Origin of the sequence: Amycolatopsis sp. CA-128772 (genome assembly GCF_002904295.1) — a bacterium.
GTDB lineage: Bacteria > Actinomycetota > Actinomycetes > Mycobacteriales > Pseudonocardiaceae > Amycolatopsis.
Genome location: NZ_PPHG01000026.1, coordinates 86,162 through 108,699 on the forward strand (window position 1 = coordinate 86,162; position 22,538 = coordinate 108,699).

At 76.1% G+C, this 22,538-nt stretch carries 2 protein-coding genes (1 of these 2 cut by a window edge); both read left to right on the forward strand.

The window, feature by feature from the left end:
• Positions 1–2,768, forward strand: the 3' end of a protein-coding gene (locus C2L59_RS47940) for a type I polyketide synthase (RefSeq protein ID WP_199199026.1). The gene continues 17,179 nt to the left of window position 1, outside the view; only the last 2,768 of its 19,947 coding nucleotides appear in the window; its start codon lies beyond the left edge, outside the window; its stop codon occupies positions 2,766–2,768.
• A gap of 210 nt (positions 2,769–2,978) precedes the next feature.
• On the forward strand, positions 2,979–22,529 hold the full coding sequence (locus C2L59_RS47945) for a type I polyketide synthase (protein WP_199199027.1): 19,551 nt from the start codon (positions 2,979–2,981) through the stop codon (positions 22,527–22,529).
• Positions 22,530–22,538: the final 9 nt, after the last annotated feature.

Sequence of the window (22,538 nt, forward strand, 5' to 3'; positions counted from 1 at the left end):
GCGCGCTCGCGGGCGACGACGTCTCCATCGCCGCCGTGAACGGCCCCAAGCTGGTCACCGTCTCCGCCGACGAGACCGCGATGGCGAAGCTGGAGAAGCGGCTCTCGGCCGCCGGCATCATGCGCTGGCGCCTGTCGGGGGTCAACTTCGCCGCCCACTCGCCGCAGGTCGAACTGCTCGAAGACGAGCTGCTGGAGCTGCTGGCGCCGGTGACCCCGCGCAGCTCGGCCGTGCCGTTCTACTCGTCGGTGACCGGCGGCCTGCTCGACACCGCGGAGCTGGACGCCCGGTACTGGTACCGGAACCTGCGCCAGACCGTGCTGTTCGGCGAAGCGGCCGACGCGCTGGTGACCGGCGGGGCGAGCGCGTTCGTCGAGCCCAGCCCGCACCCGGTGCTGAAGCTGGCCCTCGAACAGACCATGGACCGCACCGGCGAACCCCTGGTGTTCCAGGAAACCCTGCACACCGGCGAAGGCGGCTGGCGCCGGATGGTCACCGCGGTCGCCGGGGCGCACGCCCAAGGCGTGCCGATCGACTGGGCCGCGTTCTACGCGCGGGCCGGCGTCACCGCGCGGGTGCCGCTGCCGACGTACGCCTTCCAGCGCAAGAACTACTGGCCGGAGCCCGCGCCCAAGGCCGTCGCCGAAGGCGGCGAGAGCGCCGCCGACGCGCGGCTGTGGGACATGGTCGCCGCGACCGACGGCGACGTGCTGGCTTCGGCCCTGGAGGTCGACCGGGCCGCGCTCGACGCCGTGCTGCCCGCGCTGACGTCGTGGCGGGAGAAGCTGCGCACCGAAGCCGCCGTCGACCGCTGGTGGTACCGCATCGACTGGACCCCGCTGAAACCGCCGGCGGGCCACGCCGAACCGGGACGCTGGCTGGCCGTCGTCCCCGAAGACGCCGGCGCCGCCGACGGCTGGTGCGGCCGGGTCCTCGGCGCGCTGCCCGGCGACGTCACCGTCCTCACGGTCGCCGACCCGGACCCGGCCGCGCTGGCCGCCCGGATCGGGGAGCTGCCGGGGCCGTTCGACGGCGTCGTCTCGCTGCTGGCGCTGAGCACGCGGCCGATCGACGCGGCACCGACCGCGCCGCCGGGCGTCGTGCTGACCGCGGTGCTGGTCCAGGCGCTGGCCCGGGCCGGGGCCGAGGCGCGGCTGTGGTGCCTGACCCGCGAAGCCCTGCCGGTCGAGGACCGGCCCGCCGCGGCGGACACGGTCGACCAAGCCGCCGTCTGGGGCTTCGGCCGCACGGTCGCCCTGGAGCGCGCGGCGGCGTGGGGCGGCATGGTCGAGCTGCCCGCCGACCCCGGCGAGGCCGACCTGCGGCACCTGCCGCACGTGCTGCGCGGCCTCGACGGCGAAGACCAGGTCGCGCTGCGCGGCGGCCGGCTGCTCGGCCGGCGCCTGCGCCGCACCACGGCGGCCGAAACCCCGGCGATCACCCCGGCGCTGGCCGGGCCCGGCACGGTGCTCATCACCGGCGGAACGGGCGCGCTCGGTGTCGAGACGGCTCGCTGGCTGGCCGACGCCGGCGTCCGGCGGCTGGTGCTCACCAGCCGCCGCGGCCCCGCTGCGCCGGGGGCGGCCGAGCTGGTCGAGGAGCTGACCGGCCGCGGCGCCGAAGTCTCGGTGGTGGCGTGCGACGTCAGCGACCGCGACCAGGTGGCCGCCGTGCTGGCGGCCATCCCCGCGGAACACCCGCTGCGCGGGGTCGTGCACGCCGCCGGAGTGGCCCAGGACGGCGCCGACGTCGTCGCGCTGACCCTCGACGAGGTCGAAGGCGTCCTGAAGTCCAAAGTGGCCGGTGCCCGGCACCTCGACGAGCTCGTGGGTGACCGGCCGCTGGACTTCTTCGTGCTGTACTCGTCGGTGTCGGGCATGCTCGGCAGCGGCAAGCTCGCCGCGTACGCGGCCGCCAACGCCTACCTCAACGCGCTGGCCGAGGACCGCGAACGCCGGGGCCTGCCCGGTGTGTCGATCGGCTGGGGCGTGTGGGGCGAAGCCGGCATGGCGCTGCAGGGCGACATGCTGGAACACATGCAGCGGCACGGCCTGGTGCCGCTGGTGCCGGCGGAGGCGATGGTCGCGTTCGGCCGCGCCCTCGGCGTCCGCGGCGCGGTGCTGGCGGCCGACTTCGACTGGAACCGCTTCGCGCAGACGTTCACGCTGCCCCGCGAGAGCGCGCTGCTGAGCGAGCTGCCGGAGGTCCGCCAGGCCCTTTCGGCGGCCGGTTCGGAGCGCGACGCGGTGGTTGCCGAGGCGACCCTGCACGAGGAGCTGGCCGCGCTGGACCCGGCGGAGCGGCGCGACGCGCTGCTGCGGCTGGTCCGGACGGTGGCCGCGGAGCTGCTGGGCTACGGCGAGCCGGGCGACATCGAGCCGTCCCAGGCGTTCCGCGAGATGGGCGTCGACTCCCTGGCCGCGGTGGAGGTCCGCAACGTCCTGGGCGAACGCACCGGCCTGCGCCTGCCGTCGACGCTGGTGTTCGACCACCCGACGGCCCAGGCGGTCGCGGCGCACCTGCACCGCGAGCTGTTCGGCGACGAGGCCGAGGTGCCCGCGTCGGCGGCGGAGGCCCGGGTCCGGAAGTTCCTCGCGTCGGTGTCGTTCGACCAGCTGCGCTCGCTCGGCCTGATGGACCTGCTCGCGGAGGCGGCGGAACGCGCGCAGCGGCCCGAGGAGGACGCGGCGCCGGACGAAGACGGCGACGTGGGCGACATGGACGCCGACGACCTGGTCCGCTTCGTCCTGGGCGGCGGCGAGGACTGACCCCACCCGACCTCACCCACGCCGGAGGCGGCACTTTCACGTGGAAGTGCCGCCTTCGTCCGTGCGGGGCGGGGAACAAGTCTGGGGGTTTCCGGGCTGGGCGTGCGGTTGACTCCCGGCAAGTGGACGTTCGCTCGGCGCCGGTCCGTGAGGGACGCCGTCGCGGTGGCGTCACCCGGGTAGGAACACCCGCTCACCCTGGAGATGTCTATGCCGGCCGGGTCGGATCGAGTCGTCGAAGCACTGCGCGTCGCCGTGCAGGAGAACAAGCAGCTGCGGCGGCAGAACACCACGCTGCTCGCGGCGGCGGCCGAACCCGTCGCCGTCGTCGCCATGAGCTGCCGGTACCCCGGCGGTGTGCAGTCGCCCGAGGACCTGTGGCGGCTCGTGGCCGACGGGGTCGACGCCGTCACCGGGTTCCCCGACGGCCGCGGCTGGCCGGAGTCGGCGCACCGCGGCGGGTTCCTGCACCGCGCCGGGGACTTCGACCCCGCCTTCTTCGGCATCTCGCCGCGCGAGGCGCTCGCGATGGACCCGCAGCAGCGGATCGTCCTCGAGCTGGCCTGGGAGGCGTTCGAACGAGCCGGCATCGATCCGCGCGAGGTCGAGGGCAGTACCGGCGGCGTCTTCGTCGGTGCCGGGTCCATGGGCTACGGCCGCGGGCTCGCCGCGCTGCCCGACGGCGTCGAGGGCTACCTCGTCACCGGCACCGAATCCTCGGTCATCTCCGGCCGCATCGCCTACTTCTACGGCCTCGAAGGCCCCGCCGTCACCGTCGACACGGCGTGCTCGTCGTCGCTGGTCGCGCTGCACTGGGCCGCCCGCGCGCTGCGGGCCCGCGAGTGCTCCTTCGCCCTCGCCGGCGGCGTCGCGGTGATGGCCACCCCGGGCCTGTACGGCGAGTTCGACCGCCAGGGCGGCCTCGCCTCCGACGGCCGCTGCAAGTCCTTCGCCGAGGCGGCCGACGGCGCCGGCTTCTCCGAAGGCGCCGGGCTCCTGCTGCTGGAACGCCTGTCCGACGCCCGCCGCCACGGCCACGAGGTGCTCGCCGTCATCCGCGGCTCCGCGGTCAACTCCGACGGCGCGTCGAACGGCCTCACCGCCCCCAACGGCCCCTCCCAGCAGCGGGTGATCCGGCAGGCGCTGGAGAACGCCGGGCTGACCCCCGACGACATCGACACCGTCGAGGCGCACGGCACCGGCACCGTCCTCGGCGACCCGATCGAAGCCCAGGCGCTGCTGGCCACCTACGGCCGCGAGCGCGCGGGCGCCCCGCTGTGGCTCGGCTCGTTCAAGTCGAACGTCGGGCACACGCAGTCCGCCGCCGGCGTCGGCGGGGTCATCAAGACCATCCAGGCCATGCGCCACGGCGTCCTCCCGAAGACCCTGCACGTCGACGCGCCGACGTCCCACGTGGACTGGACGGCCGGGCGCGTCTCGCTGCTGACCGAGCCGCGCCCGTGGCCGGAGACCGGGAAGCCGCGCCGCGCCGCCGTGTCGTCCTTCGGCATCAGCGGCACCAACGCACACCTGATCCTCGAACAGCCGGTGCCCGAGCCGGCCGGCGCCGCCGAACGCCGTGAACCCCCGGGGTACCTGTGGCCGGTGTCCGGGCGCACCCCGGACGCGCTGCGCGAGCAGGCCGCCCGGCTGCTGGCCCACCTCGACGCCCGCCCGGACCACACCGCGCTCGACGTCGCCCACGCCCTCGCCACCACCCGCGTCGCCTTCCCGCACCGGGCCGTGCTCACCGGCACCGGCCGCGGCGAGCTCCTGGACGCCCTGCACGCGCTCGCCACCTCGGCCGCCGCGCCCGGCGTGCACACCGGTTCGGCGCTGCACCCCGGCGCGTCGGCGTTCCTGTTCACCGGCCAGGGTTCCCAGCGCGCCGACATGGGCGAGACGCTGCCCTTCCCGGTGTTCCGGCGGGCGCACGCCGAGATCCTCGCGCTGCTCGACCTGCCGCAAAGCTCCACTGTGGACGAAACCGGCGTCGCGCAGCCGCTGCTGTTCGCCTTCGAGGTGGCGCTCTTCCGGCTCCTGGAGTCGTTCGGTGTCCGCCCGGACTTCGTCGCCGGGCACTCCGTCGGCGAGATCGCCGCGGCCCACGTCGCCGGCGTGCTGTCCCTGCCGGACGCGGTCAAGCTCGTCGAGGCCCGCGGCCGCCTGATGCAGGCGCTGCCCGCCGGGGGCGCGATGGTCGCCGTCCAGGCGAGCGAAGCGGCCGTTCTCCCGCTGCTCGGCGACGATGTCTCGATCGCGGCGGTCAACGGCCCCGAAGCCGTGGTCGTCTCCGGCACCGAAGACGCGGTGCTCGCCGTCGCCGCGCGGTTCGAGAAGACCAAGCGGCTCACGGTGAGCCACGCGTTCCACTCACCGCTGATGGACCCGATGCTCGACGACTTCCGCGCGGTGCTGGAGACGCTGACCTTCGCCGAGCCGTTCCTCCCGATCGTCGCCGCCGGCGACGTGTCCACTGTGGACTACTGGGTGCGGCACGTGCGGGACGCCGTCCGGTACGCCGGCACCGTGGCCGGACTGGTTTCCCGCGGGGTCACCACGTTCCTGGAGGTCGGCCCGGACGCGACGCTCTCGGCGATGACCGCCGAGCTGACCGGCCCGGACACCGACTGCATCCCCACCACCCGCCGCGGCCGCGACGAGACGGCGACGCTGCTGGCGGCGCTGGCCCGCTGGCAGGTCCGCGGCGGCGGCTTCGACTGGACGGCCTGGCACGAGGGCACCGGTGCCCGGACCGTCGACCTGCCCACCTACGCCTTCCAGCGCCGAACCTACTGGCTCGAAGGCGGTGCCGGCGGCGACCTGGGCCAGGCCGGCCTCGACCCGGCCGGGCACCCGCTGCTCGGCGCGGCCGTGGAGCTGCCCGAATCCGGCGGGTTCCTGTTCGCCGGCGAGCTGTCCGTGCGCCGGCAGCCCTGGCTCGGCCAGCACGAGATCCTCGGCACCACCCTGCTGCCCGGAACGGCGTTCCTGGAGCTGGCGGGCCGCGCGGGGGCGCAGGTCGGCTGCGCCCGCGTCGAAGAGCTGACGTTCGCCGCGCCGCTCGTGCTGCCCGCCTCCGGCGGCGTGCGCGTGCAGGTCGTCGCCGGCCCGGCCGCCGAGGACGGCAGCCGCTCGGTCAGCGTGTACTCCCAGCAGGACGACGGCTGGGTCCGGCACGCCTCCGGCCGGCTCGGCGTCGGCGGCGCGCCCGCCGCGGCGCTGCCGGGGGAGTGGCCGCCCGCCGGCGCCGAACCCCTGGACCTGGATGCCTTCTACGAGAGCCTGGCCGCGCAGGGGCTCGGCTACGGGCCGGCGTTCCAGGGCCTGCGCGCGGCCTGGCGGCTCGGCGACGAGGTGTTCGCCGAAGTCGCGCTGCCGCCCGAGCACGAGGCCGAAGCCGCGTCCTTCGGCCTGCACCCGGCGCTGCTGGACGCCGTTCTGCACGCCTGCGCGCACCTCGATCGCGAGGGCCTGCCGTTCTCCTGGACCGGCGTCGGCGTGCAGCCCGCGCACGCCACGACCCTGCGCGCCCGGCTCACCCCGGCCGGCGAGAACGCCGTCGCGCTCGCCGTCACCGACCCGGCGGGCACGCCGGTGCTCGCCGCCGACGCGCTGACCTTCCGCCCGGTCGCCGCGGGGGAGCTGCGCGCGACCCGGCACGAGTCGCTCTTCCGTCCCGTGTGGACACCGGCGCCCGCGGTGTCCGTGACTCAGCCCGCCGACGACGCCGACTGGGTCGTGCTCGGCACCGGGCTGGGCTTCGCCACCCCGGCCGTGTTCCCCGACCTCGCGACCGTCCGGATCAGCGCGGACCCGCTGCCCGCCGTCGTGCTCGCCCCCGTCCCGGCGGGCGACGGCGACGCGGCCGCCGCCCACGCCGCCACGGCGTGGGCCCTCGAACTCCTGCAGGGCTGGCTCGCCGAACCGGGCTTCGCCCGGTCACGGCTGGTTTTCGTCACCTCCCACGCCGTTCCGGCCGCCGAGGGCGACGTCGTCGACCCGGCCGCCGCCGCGGTCTGGGGCCTGGTGCGCTCGGCGCAGGCCGAGCACCCGGACCGGTTCGTCCTCGTCGACGTCGACGCCGACGAGGACCTCGCCGCCCCGCTGCGGCGCGTCCTCGACTCCGGCGAGACCCAGGCCGCCCTGCGCGACGGCGGGATCGTCCGGCCGCGGCTGGCCCGCCTGCCGGTCGGCGACGGCCCGGGCGCGCGCTTCCCGGACGGCGCCACCGTCCTGGTCACCGGCGGCACCGGCGGGCTCGGCGCGCTGGTGGCCCGGCACCTGGTCACCGCGCACGGCGTCCGGAAGCTGCTGCTGGCCGGCCGCCGCGGCCCCGACGCCCCCGGCGCGCCCGGACTCCGTGACGAGCTGACCACGCTCGGCGCCGACGTCACGATCGCGGCGTGCGACGCCGCCGATCGCGACGCCCTCGCCGCGCTGCTGGCCGAGCACCCGGTCGGTGCCGTCGTGCACGCCGCCGGTGTCCTCGACGACGGCGTCGTCGAAACCCTGACGCCCGAGCGCATCGCGACCGTGTTCCGGGCGAAGGTCGACGCGGCCTGGAACCTGCACGAGCTGACCGGCGACCTCGGCGCCTTCGTCCTGTTCTCCTCGGCCGCCGGCGTGCTCGGCAGCCCCGGGCAGGCCAACTACGCCGCCGCGAACGCCTTCCTCGACGCGCTCGCCCAGCGCCGCCGCGCCGACGGCCGGCCCGCCCAGTCCCTGGCTTGGGGCGCGTGGGCGGGGGACGCGGGCATGGCGGCCCGGCTGTCCGACGCCGACCACCGCCGGCTCGCCGCGGCCGGCCTGCCGCCGCTCGACCCGGCCCAGGGCCTGGCGCTGTTCGACGCCGCCCTGACCGAGGCCGAGCCCGCCGTCCTGCCGATGCGCGTCGACACCGGTGCCCTCCGCAGCCGCCCGGGCGTTCCGGCGCTGCTGCGCGCGCTCGTGCCCGGCGGGACCGCGCCGGCCGCGAGCCGCGGCCCGGCGACCGCGCTGGCCGACCGGCTCGGCGGCCTGACCGAGGCCGACCGCGCCCGGGCCCTCGAAGACCTGGTGCGCACCGAGGCCGGGCTGGTGCTCGGCTACGCGGCCACCGACACCGTCGACGGCCGCAGCGCGTTCAAGGACCTCGGCTTCGACTCGCTGACCGCCGTCGAGCTGCGCAACCGCCTCGACGCGGTGACCGGCCTGCGCCTGCCCGCCACGCTCGTCTTCGACTACCCGACGCCGGAGGCCCTGGCCGCGTACCTGGGCGGGGAGCTGACCGGCACGGTCACCGAGGACACCGCGGTGTCCGTGCGCCCGGTGTCCGACGACCCGATCGTCATCGTCGGCATGGGCTGCCGCTACCCGGGCGGCGTCGGCTCGCCCGAGGACCTGTGGCGCCTGGTCGAGAACGGCGTCGACGCGGTGTCCGGCTTCCCGGGCAACCGCGGCTGGGACGTGGAGGGCCTGTACCACCCCGACCCCGACCACCCGGGCACGTCGTACACGCGCCACGGCGGGTTCCTGCACGAGGCGGGCGAGTTCGACCCGGCCTTCTTCGGGATGAGCCCGCGCGAAGCCCTGGCCACGGACTCGCAGCAGCGGCTGCTGCTCGAAGTGTCCTGGGAAGCGGTGGAACGCGCGGGCGTCGACCCGGTGTCGCTGCGCGGCTCCCGGACCGGCGTGTTCGTCGGCGTCATGTACTCCGACTACGGGATGCTGCTGCAGGGCAGCCCGGAAGCCGAGGCGTACCAGGGCAACGGCAGCGCGCCGAGCGTCGCCTCCGGCCGGATCGCCTACACGATGGGCCTGGAAGGCCCGGCCGTCACCGTCGACACCGCGTGCTCGTCGTCGCTGGTCGCGCTGCACTGGGCCGCGCAGGCCCTGCGGCAGGGGGAGTGTTCGCTCGCGTTGGCCGGCGGGGTCACCGTCATGTCGACCCCCGGTTCGTTCGTCGCGTCCAGCCGCCAGCGGGGCATCGCCGCCGACGGCCGTTGCAAGTCCTTTTCGGACACCGCCGACGGCGTCGGCTGGTCCGAAGGCGCCGGGATCCTCGTGCTGGAACGGATGTCGGACGCGCGCCGCCACGGCCACGAGATCCTCGCCGTGCTGCGAGGCTCCGCCGTCAACTCCGACGGTGCGTCCAACGGCCTGACCGCGCCGAACGGCCCGTCGCAGCAGCGCGTGATCCGCCAAGCGCTCGCCGCGTCCGGTCTGTCCACATCGGACGTCGACGTCGTCGAAGCGCACGGCACCGGAACCACGCTGGGTGACCCGATCGAAGCGCAGGCCCTGCTCGCCACCTACGGCCAGGACCGCGCGCACCCGCTGCTGCTCGGCTCGATCAAGTCCAACATCGGGCACGCGCAGGCGGCGGCCGGGGTCGCCGGGATCATCAAGGTCGTCCAGGCCATGCGGCACGACACGCTGCCGCGCACGCTGCACGTCACCGAGCCCTCGACGCACGTCGAGTGGAGCGCCGGGAACGTCGAACTGCTCACCGACGCCCGGCCGTGGCCCGCCGAGCCGGGCCGGCCGCGCCGGGCGGGGGTGTCGTCGTTCGGCATCAGCGGCACCAACGCGCACGCCATCATCGAGGAGCCGCCGGTCGTCGTCCCGGCCCGCGGCGAGGCCGAGCGCGATCTGCCGTGTGTGCCGCTGGTGCTCAGCGGCCGCACCCCGGACGCCCTGCGCGCGCAGGCCGCCCGGCTCCGGGACGTCACCGCGGACCCCACGGACCTCGGGTATTCCCTGGCCACGACCCGCTCGGCGTTCGACCACCGTGCCGTCGTCTTCGGCCACGAAGGGCTCGCCGCGCTGGCTGAAGGCCGGCCGTCGCCCCTGGTCACCACCGGCGAGGCGAAGGGCGCCCCCAAGGTCGCGTTCGTCTTCACCGGCCAGGGTGCCCAGCGGCCCGGCATGACCCGCGGCCTCTACGACAGCTTTCCGGCTTTCGCCACTGCGCTCGACGCCGTGCTCGACCGCCTCGACCCGCGGGTGCGAGAAGTCCTCTGGGGTGAAGACGCCGAAGCGCTTTCGCAGACGGGGTTCGCGCAGCCCGCGTTGTTCGCGGTCGAGGTCGCGCTCGTGCGGCTGCTGGGCGCGTGGGGCGTCCGGCCGGACTTCGCCGGCGGGCACTCCGTCGGCGAGATCGCCGCCGCGCACGTCGCCGGCGTGCTGTCCCTGGACGACGCTTGCGCGCTGGTCACCGCCCGCGCGTCGCTGATGCAGGACCTCGAGCCGGGCGGCGCGATGGTCGCCGTCCGCGCCACCGAGGCCGACGTCACGCCGTACTTGAGCGACGAAGTGGCGATCGCCGCGGTCAACGGCCCGGATTCGGTCGTGCTGTCCGGTGCCGAGGCCGCCGTGCTCGCCGTGGCGGCGCACTTCGCCGAAACCAAGCGGCTCACCGTGTCACACGCGTTCCACTCGCCGCTGATGGACCCGATGCTGCCCGCGTTCCGGGACGCCATCGCGGACCTGACCTTCACGGCCCCCGCCGTGCCGGTGATCGCCGAAGGCGACGTCACCGATCCGGAACGCTGGGTTGCGCACGTCCGCGAGCCGGTCCGGTTCGCCGACACCGTCACGCGCCTGCGCGAGGCCGGGGCCGGGCTGGTCGTCGAAATCGGCCCGGACGCGGTGCTCTCGGCGATGACCGACGGCATCCCGGTCGCCCGCCGCGGCCGCGACGACGTCGAGACCCTGGTCGGCGCCCTCGGGCGGCTGCACGTCAACGGCGTCCGGATCGACTGGCCCGCCTTCTTCGCCGGGACCGGTGCCCGCCGCGTCGCCCTGCCGACGTACGCCTTCCAGCACGAGTGGTTCTGGCCCTCGCCCGCCGTGCCCGCCGTGCCCGCCGGCGCGACGGCCGACGCGGAGTTCTGGGCCGCCGTCGACCGCGGCGACGCGGCCGGGCTGGCCGCGCGGCTCGACGTCGACGACGCCTCCCTCGGCGCGGTCCTGCCCGCACTGTCGTCCTACCGGCGTTCGCGCCACGAAGAGTCCTTTGTGGACAGATGGCGCTACCGGGCCACCTGGGTCCCGGTCACCGCGGCCCGGCCCGGCAGCGGGAGCTGGCTCGTGGTCGTCCCGGCCGCGCTCGCCGGCGACCCGTGGGTCACCACCGTCGCCGGGTATTTCGACGGCGAGCCGGTGGTCTTCGACGACACCCTCGCCGACCGCCTGCGCGAGCGCGAATTCGACCACGTGCTGTCCCTGCTGGCCCTGGACGAGACCGGCTTCCCGGGCGTCCCGGCCGGGCTCACCGCCACGGCCGCGCTGCTGCAGATCCTGGACGGTACTCCACTGTGGAGCGTGACCCGCGAGGCCGTCGCGGTGACCCCCGGCGACCCCGTGGCCCGGCCCGCGCAGGCCGCCGTCTGGGGCCTCGGCCGCGCCGCCGCACTGGAACTCCCGCAGCGCTGGGGCGGCCTCGTCGACCTGCCCGCCGAGCTCGACGCCGAGGTCCCGCGCCGCCTCGCCGCCGCCTTGACCGGCGCCGGCGGCGAAGACCAGCTGGCGGTCCGGGCGGGCGGGCTGTTCGGCCGCCGGGTCGTCGCCGCGCCCGCCGCGCCGGACCGCAGGCCCGAGGACGGCGAGGGCACCACGCTCATCACCGGCGGCACCGGCGCCCTCGGCGCCGCGGTCGCGCGCCGCCTGGCGAAATCCGGCCGCCGGCTGGTCCTGCTCAGCCGCCGCGGCCCCGCCGCCCCGGGCGCGGACGGCCTCCGCGAGGAACTCACCGCGCTCGGCGCCGATGTCACCATCACCGCCTGTGACGCCGGCGACCGGGACGCCCTCGCCGCCGTGCTGGCCGGCATCCCCGGCCTGACCGACGTGGTGCACACCGCCGGGGTCCTCGACGACGGTGTTCTCACCACCCTCACCCCGGACCGCTTCGAGGCCGGCTACCACGCCAAGGCCGAAGCCGCGTGGCACCTGCACGAACTGACCGGCGGCCTGCGCAGCTTCGTGCTGTTCTCCTCGGTCGCCGGCACGTTCGGTTCGGCCGGCCAAGCCGCCTACGCGGCGGCGAACACGACCCTCGACGCCCTCGCCGAACACCGCCGCGGCCTGGGCCTGCCCGCGACATCGATCGCCTGGGGCCCGTGGGCGGGCGGCGGCATGCTCGCCGCCGACGCGGGCGTCGCCGACCGGGCCCGCCGCGGCGGGCTCACCCCCCTCGACCCGCAGCGCGCGGCCGCCGCACTGGACCGCGCCCTGGCGGACACCACCGTCGTCGTCGCCGACATCGACTGGACCCGCTACTCGCACGTGCTGCGCGCCGGCCCGCTGCTCGACGGCATCCCGGCCGCCGCGCGCGCCGAAGCCCCGCGCGGCGACGAAGAGCTGCGGGCGCGGCTCGCCGCCGTCCCCGAGGACGACCGGTTCGACTTCCTGCTCGGCCTGCTGCTGGAGCAGGTCGCCGTGGTGCTCGGCCACAGCGGCACCGGGGCCGTGGCCCCCGACCGCGCGTTCCGCGACCTCGGCTTCGACTCGCTCACCGCCGTCGAGCTGCGCAACGTCGTCGCGACGGCGACCGGGCTCGACCTGCCGCCGTCGCTGGTGTTCGACCACCCGACCCCGGAGATCCTGACCCGCCACCTGCTCGGCGAACTGGCCGGAACCCTGGCCGCGACCGCGGCGCCGGTGCGCGTGGCGGCCGACGAGGACCCGATCGTCATCGTCGGCATCGGCTGCCGCTTCCCCGGGGGCGTACGCAGCCCCGAGGACTTCTGGCGGCTCCTCGCCGGCGGCGAGGACGGCATCACCGGCTTCCCCGAAGACCGCGGCTGGGACCTCGCGACCCTCGCCTCGGGGTACGAGTACGCGCTGACCGGCGGCTTCCTCGACGGCGTCACCGACTTCGACGCCGATTTCTTCGGCATCTCGCCCCGCGAGGCGATGGCGATGGACCCCCAGCAACGCCTGCTGCTCGAGGTGGCGTGGGAGGCCTTCGAGCGCGCCGGGATCGACCCGGCGAGCTTGCACGGCGGCGACACCGGCGTCTTCGTCGGCACCAACGGCCAGGACTACGGCACCCTGCTCGCCACCTCGGGCGAAGACGTCCAGGGCCACCTGGCCACCGGCACCACCGCGAGTGTCCTTTCCGGACGGTTGTCCTACACGCTCGGCCTGGAAGGGCCGTCGGTCACCGTCGACACCGCCTGCTCGTCGTCGATGGTCGCGCTGCACTGGGCCGCGCAGGCCCTGCGCCGCGGCGAGTGCACCACCGCGCTGGCCGGTGGCGTCACGATCATGGCCACGCCGAACTCCTTCGCCGAGTTCGCCCGCCAAGGCGGCCTGGCCGCCGACGGCCGGTGCAAGCCCTTCGCCGACGGCGCCGACGGCACCGGCTGGTCCGAAGGCGCCGGCATCCTCGTCGTCGAACGCCTGTCGACCGCCCGCGAACAGGGCCACCCGGTGCTCGCGGTGGTCCGCGGCACCGCCGTCAACTCCGACGGCGCCTCCAACGGCCTCACCGCCCCGAACGGGCCCGCGCAGCAGCGCGTGATCCGCCAGGCGCTCGCCGACGCCGGACTGTCCACTTCGGATGTCGACGCGGTGGAGGCGCACGGCACCGGCACGGTGCTCGGCGACCCCATCGAGGCGCAGGCGCTGCTGGCCACCTACGGCCGCGACCGCGACGAACCGCTGTGGCTCGGCGCCGTCAAGTCGAACCTCGGCCACACCCAGGCCGCCGCCGGCGTCGCCGGGATCATCAAGATGGTCCTCGCCCTGCGCCACGGCGAGCTGCCGAAGACGCTGCACGTCGACGAGCCGTCGAGCCGCGTCGACTGGACCGCCGGGGCGGTCCGGGTGCTCACCGAGCACCGCGCGTGGCCGGAGTCCGGGCGGCCGCGCCGCGCGGGTGTTTCGTCGTTCGGGCTGAGCGGCACCAACGCGCACGCCATCCTCGAACAGGCGCCCGCCTTCGACGACGTCGTGGCCGAAGAACCCCCGACGGTGCCGCTGCTGCTGTCCGCGCGCACGCCGCAGGCGCTGTCGGCGCAGGCCAGGCAGCTGCACGCGCTGCTCGGCGACCGCCCGCCGGCCGGGGTCGCCCGGGCCCTCGCGACCACGCGCACCGCGTTCTCCTACCGCGCGGCCATCGTCGGCGACCCCCTCGGGCAGCTGGCCGTCCTCGCCGAGACGCCTCCCACCACACCGGCGCGGACCCGCGCCAAGAGCGCGTTCGTCTTCGCCGGTCAGGGCGCACAGCGGCCGGGCATGGGCGCCGGGCTCCACCGGCGCTTCCCGGTGTTCGCCGAGGCCTTCGACGCCGTGTGCGCCCAGCTGGACCTGCCGCTGCGGGACGTCGTCTTCGCCGGAGACGGCGCGCTGCTGGACCGCACCGACTGGACGCAACCGGCGATCTTCGCCCTCGGCGTCGCGCAGTTCCGGCTGCTGGAGTCGTTCGGGGTCAAGCCGTCCTGGCTCGCCGGGCATTCGGTCGGCGAGATCGCCGCCGCGCACGTCGCCGGGGTGTTGTCGCTGAAGGACGCGTGCACGCTCGTCGCCGCCCGCGGCCGCCTGATGGCCGCGCTGCAGGCCGGCGGCACGATGGCCGCGGTCCGCGCGCCCGAAGCCGTGGTCCGCGAGTTCCTGGCGGACGGCGTGACGATCGCCGCGGTCAACGGCCCCGGCGCGGTCGTGGTCGCGGGCACCGAAGCCGCCGTCACCCGGACCACGGACGCCCTGGCCGGAGCCGGGCACCGCGTCCGGCGCCTCGCCGTCAGCCACGCGTTCCACTCGCCGCTGATGGACCCGATGCTCGACGACTTCGCCGAAGTGCTGGCCGGCCTGGAGTTCGGTGCGCCGCGGCTGCCGATCATCTCCACCGTGACCGGCGAGCCCGCCGACCTGGGCACCCCGGAGTACTGGGTCGCGCACGTCCGCGAGCCCGTCCGCTTCGCCGACGCCGTGCGCGTGCTCGGCGAGCAGGGCGCCGCCGCCGTGGTCGAGCTGGGCCCGGACGGGTCGCTGTCGGCCGCGGCGAGCGAGGTCCTCGGCTCCGGCGTCGCCTGCGTCCCGCTGCTGCGCCGGGACCAGGACGAAGAGACCGCGTTCGTGACCGCGCTGGGCCGCCTGCACGTGGCCGGCGTGCGGGTCGGCTGGCCCGCGTTCTTCGGCCCGGCGGGCGGCCCCGGCCCGGACCTGCCGACCTACCCGTTCCAGCGCGCACGCCACTGGCCGCGCGTGTCCGGCGCGGTGCCCGGCGACCTCGGTGCCGCCGGGCTCGACGCGGCCCGGCACCCGCTGCTCGGCGCGGGCGTCGAACTGCCGGACTCCGGCGGGTTCCTCTTCACCGCCCAGCTGTCGCTGCGCACGCAGCCCTGGCTGGCCGGCCACTTCGTGCTCGGTGCGGCCCTGCTGCCCGGCACCGCCTACCTCGACCTGGCGATCCACGCCGCCGACCGGGCGGGCTGCGACCGCGTCGACGAGCTGACCCTCGAAGTTCCTCTCGTCCTGCCTGCCGAAGGTGCGGTGCGGCTCCAGGTCGTCGTCGGCCCGGCGGGAGCCGCGGGCGAGCGGACCCTGGCCGTGTACTCCAGCCCCGCGGGCGGCGGCGAGCAGCCGTGGACGCGGCACGCGAGCGGCCGCCTCGGCACCGGGACGGCCACCCTGGACGACTCGGGCAGCTGGCCGCCGCCGGACGCCGTAGCCGTTGCCCTGGACGGCTTCTACGAGCGGCTCGCCTCCGGCGGGTTCGCCTACGGACCGCTGTTCCGCGGGCTCAAGGCCGTCTGGCGGACCCCGGAGGCGGTGTACGCCGACGTCGTCCTGCCCGAAGAGGCCGAGCGGGACGCGGCCGCGTTCGGGCTGCACCCGGCCCTGCTGGACGCGGTCCTGCACGCCGCCGAGCACGCCGGGCTGACCGATGTGGACGGTGGACGGCTGCCGTTCGCGTGGAGCGGGATCACGCTGCACGCGGGCGGAGCGGCCGTCGTGCGGGCGAAACTGACCCGGCTCGGCGAGGACTCGGTCGCCATCGCCCTGCGCGACGCGGCCGGCGACCCGGTCGCCACGATCGGCTCGCTGGTGCTGCGGCCCGCGGCCCCGGCCCGGACCCGGCCCGCCGACTCGCTCTACCACCTCGACTGGGTCCCGATCCCGCGGCCGGCCGGGGAAGCCGGGTTCGCCGTGCACCACGTTGCGGCCCGCGGACCGGCGGGGGTGCGCGCCGCGACCGCCGACGCCCTTTCCGTGCTGCAGTCCACAGAGGACGCCCGGCTGGTGTTCGTCACGTCCGGGTTGGACGATCCGGCCGCCGCGGCTGTCTGGGGGCTCGTGCGGTCCGCGCAACGCGAGGACCCGGGCCGCTTCTTCCTATCCGATGTGGACGGCAAACCCGAGTCGATCGCCGCGCTGCCCGCGGTGGTGGCGTCCGGCGAGCCGCAGACGATCGTGCGCGGCGGCGAGATCAGCGCCGCCCGGGTCGCCCGCGTCCCGCGCGCCGGGGACGTCGTCCCGCCGAAGTGGGACGAAGGGACCGTCCTCATCACCGGCGGCACCGGCGGCCTCGGCGCCACGCTGGCCCGCCACCTGGTCACCACGCACGGCGCCCGGAAGCTGCTGCTGGTCAGCCGCCGCGGCCCGGCTGCCCCCGGCTCGGCCGATCTCGTCGCCGAGCTGACCGCGGCCGGCGCCGAGGTCGAGGTCGCCGCGGCGGACGTCGCCGACCGCGCCGAGCTGGCCCGCGTCCTCGACGGCGTCGCCCTGTCCGCCGTCGTGCACACCGCGGGCGTCCTCGACGACGGCGTCCTCGGCTCGCTCACCCCCGAGCGGCTCGGCACCGTGCTCGCGCCCAAGTTCGACGCCGCGTGGCACCTCGACGAGCTGACCCGCGACCGCGACCTGACCGCGTTCGTCGTCTACTCCTCGGTCGCGGGCACCTTCGGCGCGGCCGGGCAGGCGAACTACACCGCGGCCAACGCGGCCGTCGACGCCCTGGTCCGCCGCCGCCGCGCCCGCGGGCAGCACGCGCTGTCCCTCGGCTGGGGCGCGTGGTCGCGGGCCGGCGGCATGACCGCCACCCTCACCGACGCCGACCTGCGCCGGATGGCCGCCGCCGGCCTGCCCGCCCTCGATCCGGACCACGCCCTCGCGCTGTTCGACGCAGCCTGCGCGACCGGCCTCGACACCGTCCTGCCGGTCCGCCTGGACTTCGCCGCGCTCGGCGCCCTGCCCGAGGTCACGCACCTGCTCCGCGGCCTGGTCCGCACGCCCGCCCGGAAGACCGCGGCCACCGTGGCGCGGCTCGACGGCCCGCTGCTCGGGCTCACCGAAGCCGAGCGCTCCCGCGCGGTGCTCGATCTGGTCCGCGCGCAGGTCGCCGCCGTGCTCGGGCACTCCGGCACCGCCGGGGTGGCCGCCGACCGGCCGTTCCGGGAGCTGGGGTTCGACTCGCTCACCGCGGTCGAACTGCGCAACCGCCTGGACGCGGCCACCGGGCTCCGGCTGCCCGCGACGCTCACCTTCGACTACCCGACCCCGGCCGAGCTGGCCGCGTTCCTGCTGGGCGAAGTGGACGTCCCCGAGCCGGTCACCCCGACGGCCGCGGTGGACGGCGACCCGGTCGTCATCGTCGGCATGGGCTGCCGCTACCCGGGTGGGGTCGGCTCGCCCGAAGACCTCTGGACGCTGGTCGACGAGGGCGTGGACGCGGTCACGGACTTCCCGGCCAACCGCGGCTGGGACGTCGAGGGCCTCTACCACCCGGACCCCGACCACCCCGGCACGTCCTACACGCGCAGCGGCGGGTTCCTGCACGAGGCGGGGGAGTTCGACCCGGCGTTCTTCGGGATGAGCCCCCGCGAAGCCCTCGCGACCGACGCCCAGCAGCGGCTGCTGCTGGAGGTTGCCTGGGAGGCCGTCGAACGGACCGGCGTCGACCCGCGTTCGCTGCGCGGCTCCCGCACCGGCGTGTTCGTCGGCGTCATGTACTCCGACTACGGCCTGCTCCTGCAGGGCAGCCCGGACACCGAGGGCTACCAGGGCAACGGCAGCGCGCCGAGCGTCGCCTCCGGCCGCGTCGCCTACGCGCTCGGCCTGGAAGGCCCGACGCTGACCGTCGACACGGCGTGTTCGTCGTCGCTCGTCGCCCTGCACCTGGCGGCCCGCGCCCTGCAGAACGGGGAGTGCTCGCTCGCCCTCGCCGGCGGCGTGACGGTGATGTCGACGCCCAGCACGTTCATCGGCTTCAGCCGGCAGCGCGGCCTGTCCGCCGACGGCCGCTGTAAGTCCTTTTCGGACAGTGCCGACGGCGTCGGCTGGTCCGAAGGCGCCGGCATCCTGGTGCTGGAGCGGATGTCGGACGCGCAGCGCAACGGCCACGAGATCCTCGCGGTCGTCCGCGGCAGCGCGGTGAACTCCGACGGCGCGTCCAACGGCCTCACCGCCCCGAACGGCCCGGCCCAGCAACGCGTGATCCGCCAGGCGCTGGCCGCGGCGAACCTGTCCCCGTCGGACATCGACGTCGTCGAGGCGCACGGCACCGGGACCACGCTCGGCGACCCGATCGAGGCGCAGGCCCTGCTGGCCACCTACGGCCGCGACCGCGAAGAACCGCTGCTGCTGGGCTCGATCAAGTCGAACCTCGGGCACACCCAGGCCGCGTCCGGGGTCGCCGGGATCATCAAGGTGGTGCAGGCCATGCGCACCGGCACCGTGCCGCGCACCCTGCACGTCACCGCGCCCTCGACGCACGTCGACTGGGCCGGCGGCGCGATCGAGCTGCTCACCGAGCCACGGGCCTGGCCCGAGCACGGCCGCCCGCGCCGCGCCGCCGTGTCGTCGTTCGGCATCAGCGGCACCAACGCCCACACCGTGCTCGAAGCCCCGCCGGCCCCGCCGGCCGCGCCGGTGCCGCCGCGGGCCGAACCGGCGCCGCCGGTGGTGGCCTGGCCGTTGTCCGGCCGCACCCCGGAAGCGTTGCGGGCGCAGGCTTCCCGGCTGCTGACGCACCTGGCCGGGCACCGCGGGACGCATCCGGCGGACATCGGGCTGGCGCTGGCCACCACCCGGACGCCGTTCGCCGAGCGCGCCGTCGTCACCGGCGAGACGCGCACCGACCTCGAGACCCGGTTGGCGGTGCTGGCCCGCGGCGGCAGCGTCACCGGCCTGGTCACCGGGACGGCGGGGGAGCAGGTGCCCGCGTTCCTCTTCGCCGGCCAGGGCAGCCAGCGGGCCGGGATGGGCCGCGACCTGCACGCCCGGTTCCCGGTGTTCGCCGAGGCGCTCGACACCGTGCTCGCGCGGCTCGACCGGGAGCTGGACCGGCCGCTGCGGGAGGTGCTCTTCGCCGACGAAGCGGGTGCGCTCGACGAGACGCAGTACGCGCAGCCCGCGCTGTTCGCCCTCGAAGTCGCGCTGTACCACCTGGTCCGCTCGTGGGGGATCACGCCGGAGTACCTCGCCGGGCACTCGATCGGCGAAATCGCCGCCGCGCACGTCGCCGGGGTGCTCACCCTGGACGACGCCTGCACGCTGGTCGCCGCGCGCGGCCGGCTCATGCAGCAGCTGCCCGCGGGCGGCGCGATGATCGCCGTGCAGGCCACCGCGGACGAGGTCCGGCCGCTGCTGGCCGGCCGCGAGGACGAGGTCGCGCTGGCCGCGGTCAACGGCCCGGCCTCGGTCGTCGTCTCCGGCGCCGCCGGCCGCGTCGAGGAGATCGCCGCGCACTTCGCCGCCGACGGTCGCAAGACCCGCCGGCTGCGCGTCAGCCACGCCTTCCACTCGCCACTGATGAACCCGATGCTCGACGACTTCCGCAAGGTCGTCGCCGGGCTGACCTTCTCGGCGCCGGCGCTGCCGATCGTCTCGACGGTCACCGGCGACCTGGTCACGGCGGCGACGCTGGCTTCGGCCGAACACTGGGTCGGGCAGGTGTGGCGGCCGGTGCTGTTCGGGCCGGCCGTGCGGCGGCTGGCCGAGCTGGGCGTCACCGCGTTCGCCGAGCTCGGGCCGGACGCCACGGTGTCCGCCATGGCCGCGGAATCCCTCGACGCCGGCCGGGTGGCCGTCCCGTTCCTGCGTCGCGACCGGACCGAAGCCGACGCGGTGACCGAAGCCCTCGGCCGGCTGCACGTGGCCGGCGTCGCCCTCGGCTGGCCGGCCGTGTTCGGCCCGGACGCGCGGGTCGTGCCGCTGCCCACCTACGCCTTCCAGCACCAGTGGATCTGGCCGGGCGGCGGGCTTTCCGCGGCGGGCGATGTCTCCGCGGCCGGGTTGTGGGCCGCCGGGCACCCGCTGGTCGGCGCCGCCGTCGAGCTGCCCGACTCCGGCGGCCTGCTGTTCACCGGGCGCCTCTCGCTCGCCGCGCAGCCGTGGCTGGCCGGGCACACCGTCGGCGGGACCGTGGTGGTGCCCGGCACGGCGCTGCTGGAACTGGCCGTGCGCGCCGGCGACCAGGCCGGCTGCCCGCGCGTCGGGGAGCTGACGCTGGAAGCGCCGCTGGTCGTGCCGGACGGCGGCCGGGTCGTCGTCCAGGTCGCCGTGAGCGGCGCCGGTGAGGACGGCGCCCGCACGCTGCGTGTCTACTCCCGCGGCGACGGCGAGCCGGGTGCGGCCTGGACCCGGCACGCGAGCGGCACCCTGGTGCCCGCCGTGGACGAACCGGTCGCCGCCTTCGCCGAATGGCCACCCGCGGGCGCGGAAGCCGTTGCGCTGGACGGCTTCTACGACACGATGGCCGACCGCGGCCTCGGCTACGGCCCGGCGTTCCAGGGCCTGACCCGGGCGTGGCGCCTCGGCGACGACGTCTACGCCGAAGTCGCCCTCGCCGAGGACGACCACGAGGCCGCCGGGCGGTTCGTCGTCCACCCCGCCCTGCTCGACTCCGCGCTGCACGCGGCGTCGCTGCTGGACGTCGGCGGCGGCCTGCCCTTCAGCTGGGCGGGTGCCGCCTTCCTGGCCGCGGGGGCGACTGCGCTGCGGGTCCGGCTCACGCCGGCCGGCGGCTCGCTGGCGGTCACCGCGACCACCCCGGACGGAACCCCGGTCGTCGCGGTTCGCTCCCTCGCGCTGCGGGCCGTGCGCACCCCGGCCGCCCCGGCGCCGACCGCCTACCGGCTCACCTGGCCCGCGCTGCCCGAGGCCGCCGCGATCCCGGACGCGCCCCCGGTCACCCTCCTCCAGGTGCCGTCCGCGGCGGGACCGGTCCCGGCCGCCGTCCGCGCGGTGACCGCCCGGGTGCTGGCGGACGTCCAGCGCGGCCTCGACGACGCCCCGGCCCTGGTCGTGGTCACCCGCAACGGCGTCGCGGTCGAACCCGGCGAGCACATCGACCTGGCCCACGCCGCCGTCTGGGGCCTGCTGCGCGCGGCCCAGCTGGAGAACCCGGGCCGGATCGTCCTCGTCGACTCCGACACCGGCGAGGTCCCGGAGACCGCGATCGCGGGCGCCCTCGCCGCCGGCGAACCCCAGGTCGCCCTGCGCGCCGGTCGCCTCCACACCGCCCGCCTGACCCCGGCACTTCCACGTGAAAGTGCCGCTTTCCGGGAGACGGACGGGACCGTGCTCATCACCGGGGGCACCGGGGGGCTGGGTGCGATCTTCGCCCGGCACCTCGCCGGCCGCGGGGTCCGGAACCTGCTGTTGCTCGGCCGGCGCGGGGAAGCGGCACCGGGGGTCGCGGACCTCGTCGCCGAGCTGGCGGACCTCGGTGCGCAAGCGAGGGTGGTGGCCTGCGACGTCAGCGACCGGGACGCGCTCGCGAAGGTCCTGGAAGAGGCCGAGCCGGCCGCCGTCGTGCACGCTGCGGGTGTCCTCGACGACGGCGTTCTCGGGGCCCTGACCCCGGAGCGCCTCGACCGGGTGTTCGCGCCGAAGGTGGACGCGGCCTGGCACCTGCACGAACTCACCGCACCCGGCACCCGGCTGGTCTTCTTCTCCTCGATCGCGGGCACCCTCGGCGCGGCCGGGCAGGCCAACTACGCCGCCGCGAACGCCTTCCTCGACGCGCTCGCCCACCAGCGCGCGGCCGGAGGCAAGGCCGGCGTCTCGATCGCCTGGGGCGCCTGGAACACGGGCATGGCCGGCACGCTCACCGACGCCGAACTGGCCCGGATGCACCGCTCCGGGCTGCCCCCGCTGTCCACTGAGGACGGTATCGCGCTGTTCGACGCGGCCGTGGGCGGCGGTGACCCGGCGGTCGCGGCCCTGCGGCTCGACTTCGCCGTGCTGCGCGGGCAGGACCCGCTTCTGCCTGCCCTGCGCGGCCTGGTCACCACGGCCCCGCGGCGCGCCGCGGCCGTCGAACCCGGCGGCGACCTGGCCGCCCGGCTGGCGCCGCTGCCGTCCGAAGAGCGGCTGCCCGTCACGATCGCCCTGGTCGGCAAGCAGGTCGAAGCCGTGCTCGGCCACGACGGCACGGTCGGCGCCGACGTCAGCTTCACCGACCTCGGGTTCGACTCGCTGACGTCGGTCGAGCTGCGCAACCGCCTCGAAGCCCGGACCGGCCTGCGGCTGCCCGCGACGCTGGTCTTCGACCACCCGACGATCACCCGGGTCGCCGAATTCCTCGTCGCCACCGCGCTCGGCGACGGCGCGGCCGCCCGCCCGGCGCTGACCGAGATCGAGAAACTGGACACCCTGCTCTCCGCCGTCGCCACCGACGACGACGCCCGGGCCGCGATCACCGTGCGGCTGCAAGCCCTGCTCGTCAAGTGGACCGGGCCCGGCGACGCGGGGGAGACCCCGGCCGCCGACGGGCTGGGCGCCGACGAGCTCCTCGCGTTCATCGACAACGATCTGGGGGTGAAGTGACCCGTGGCG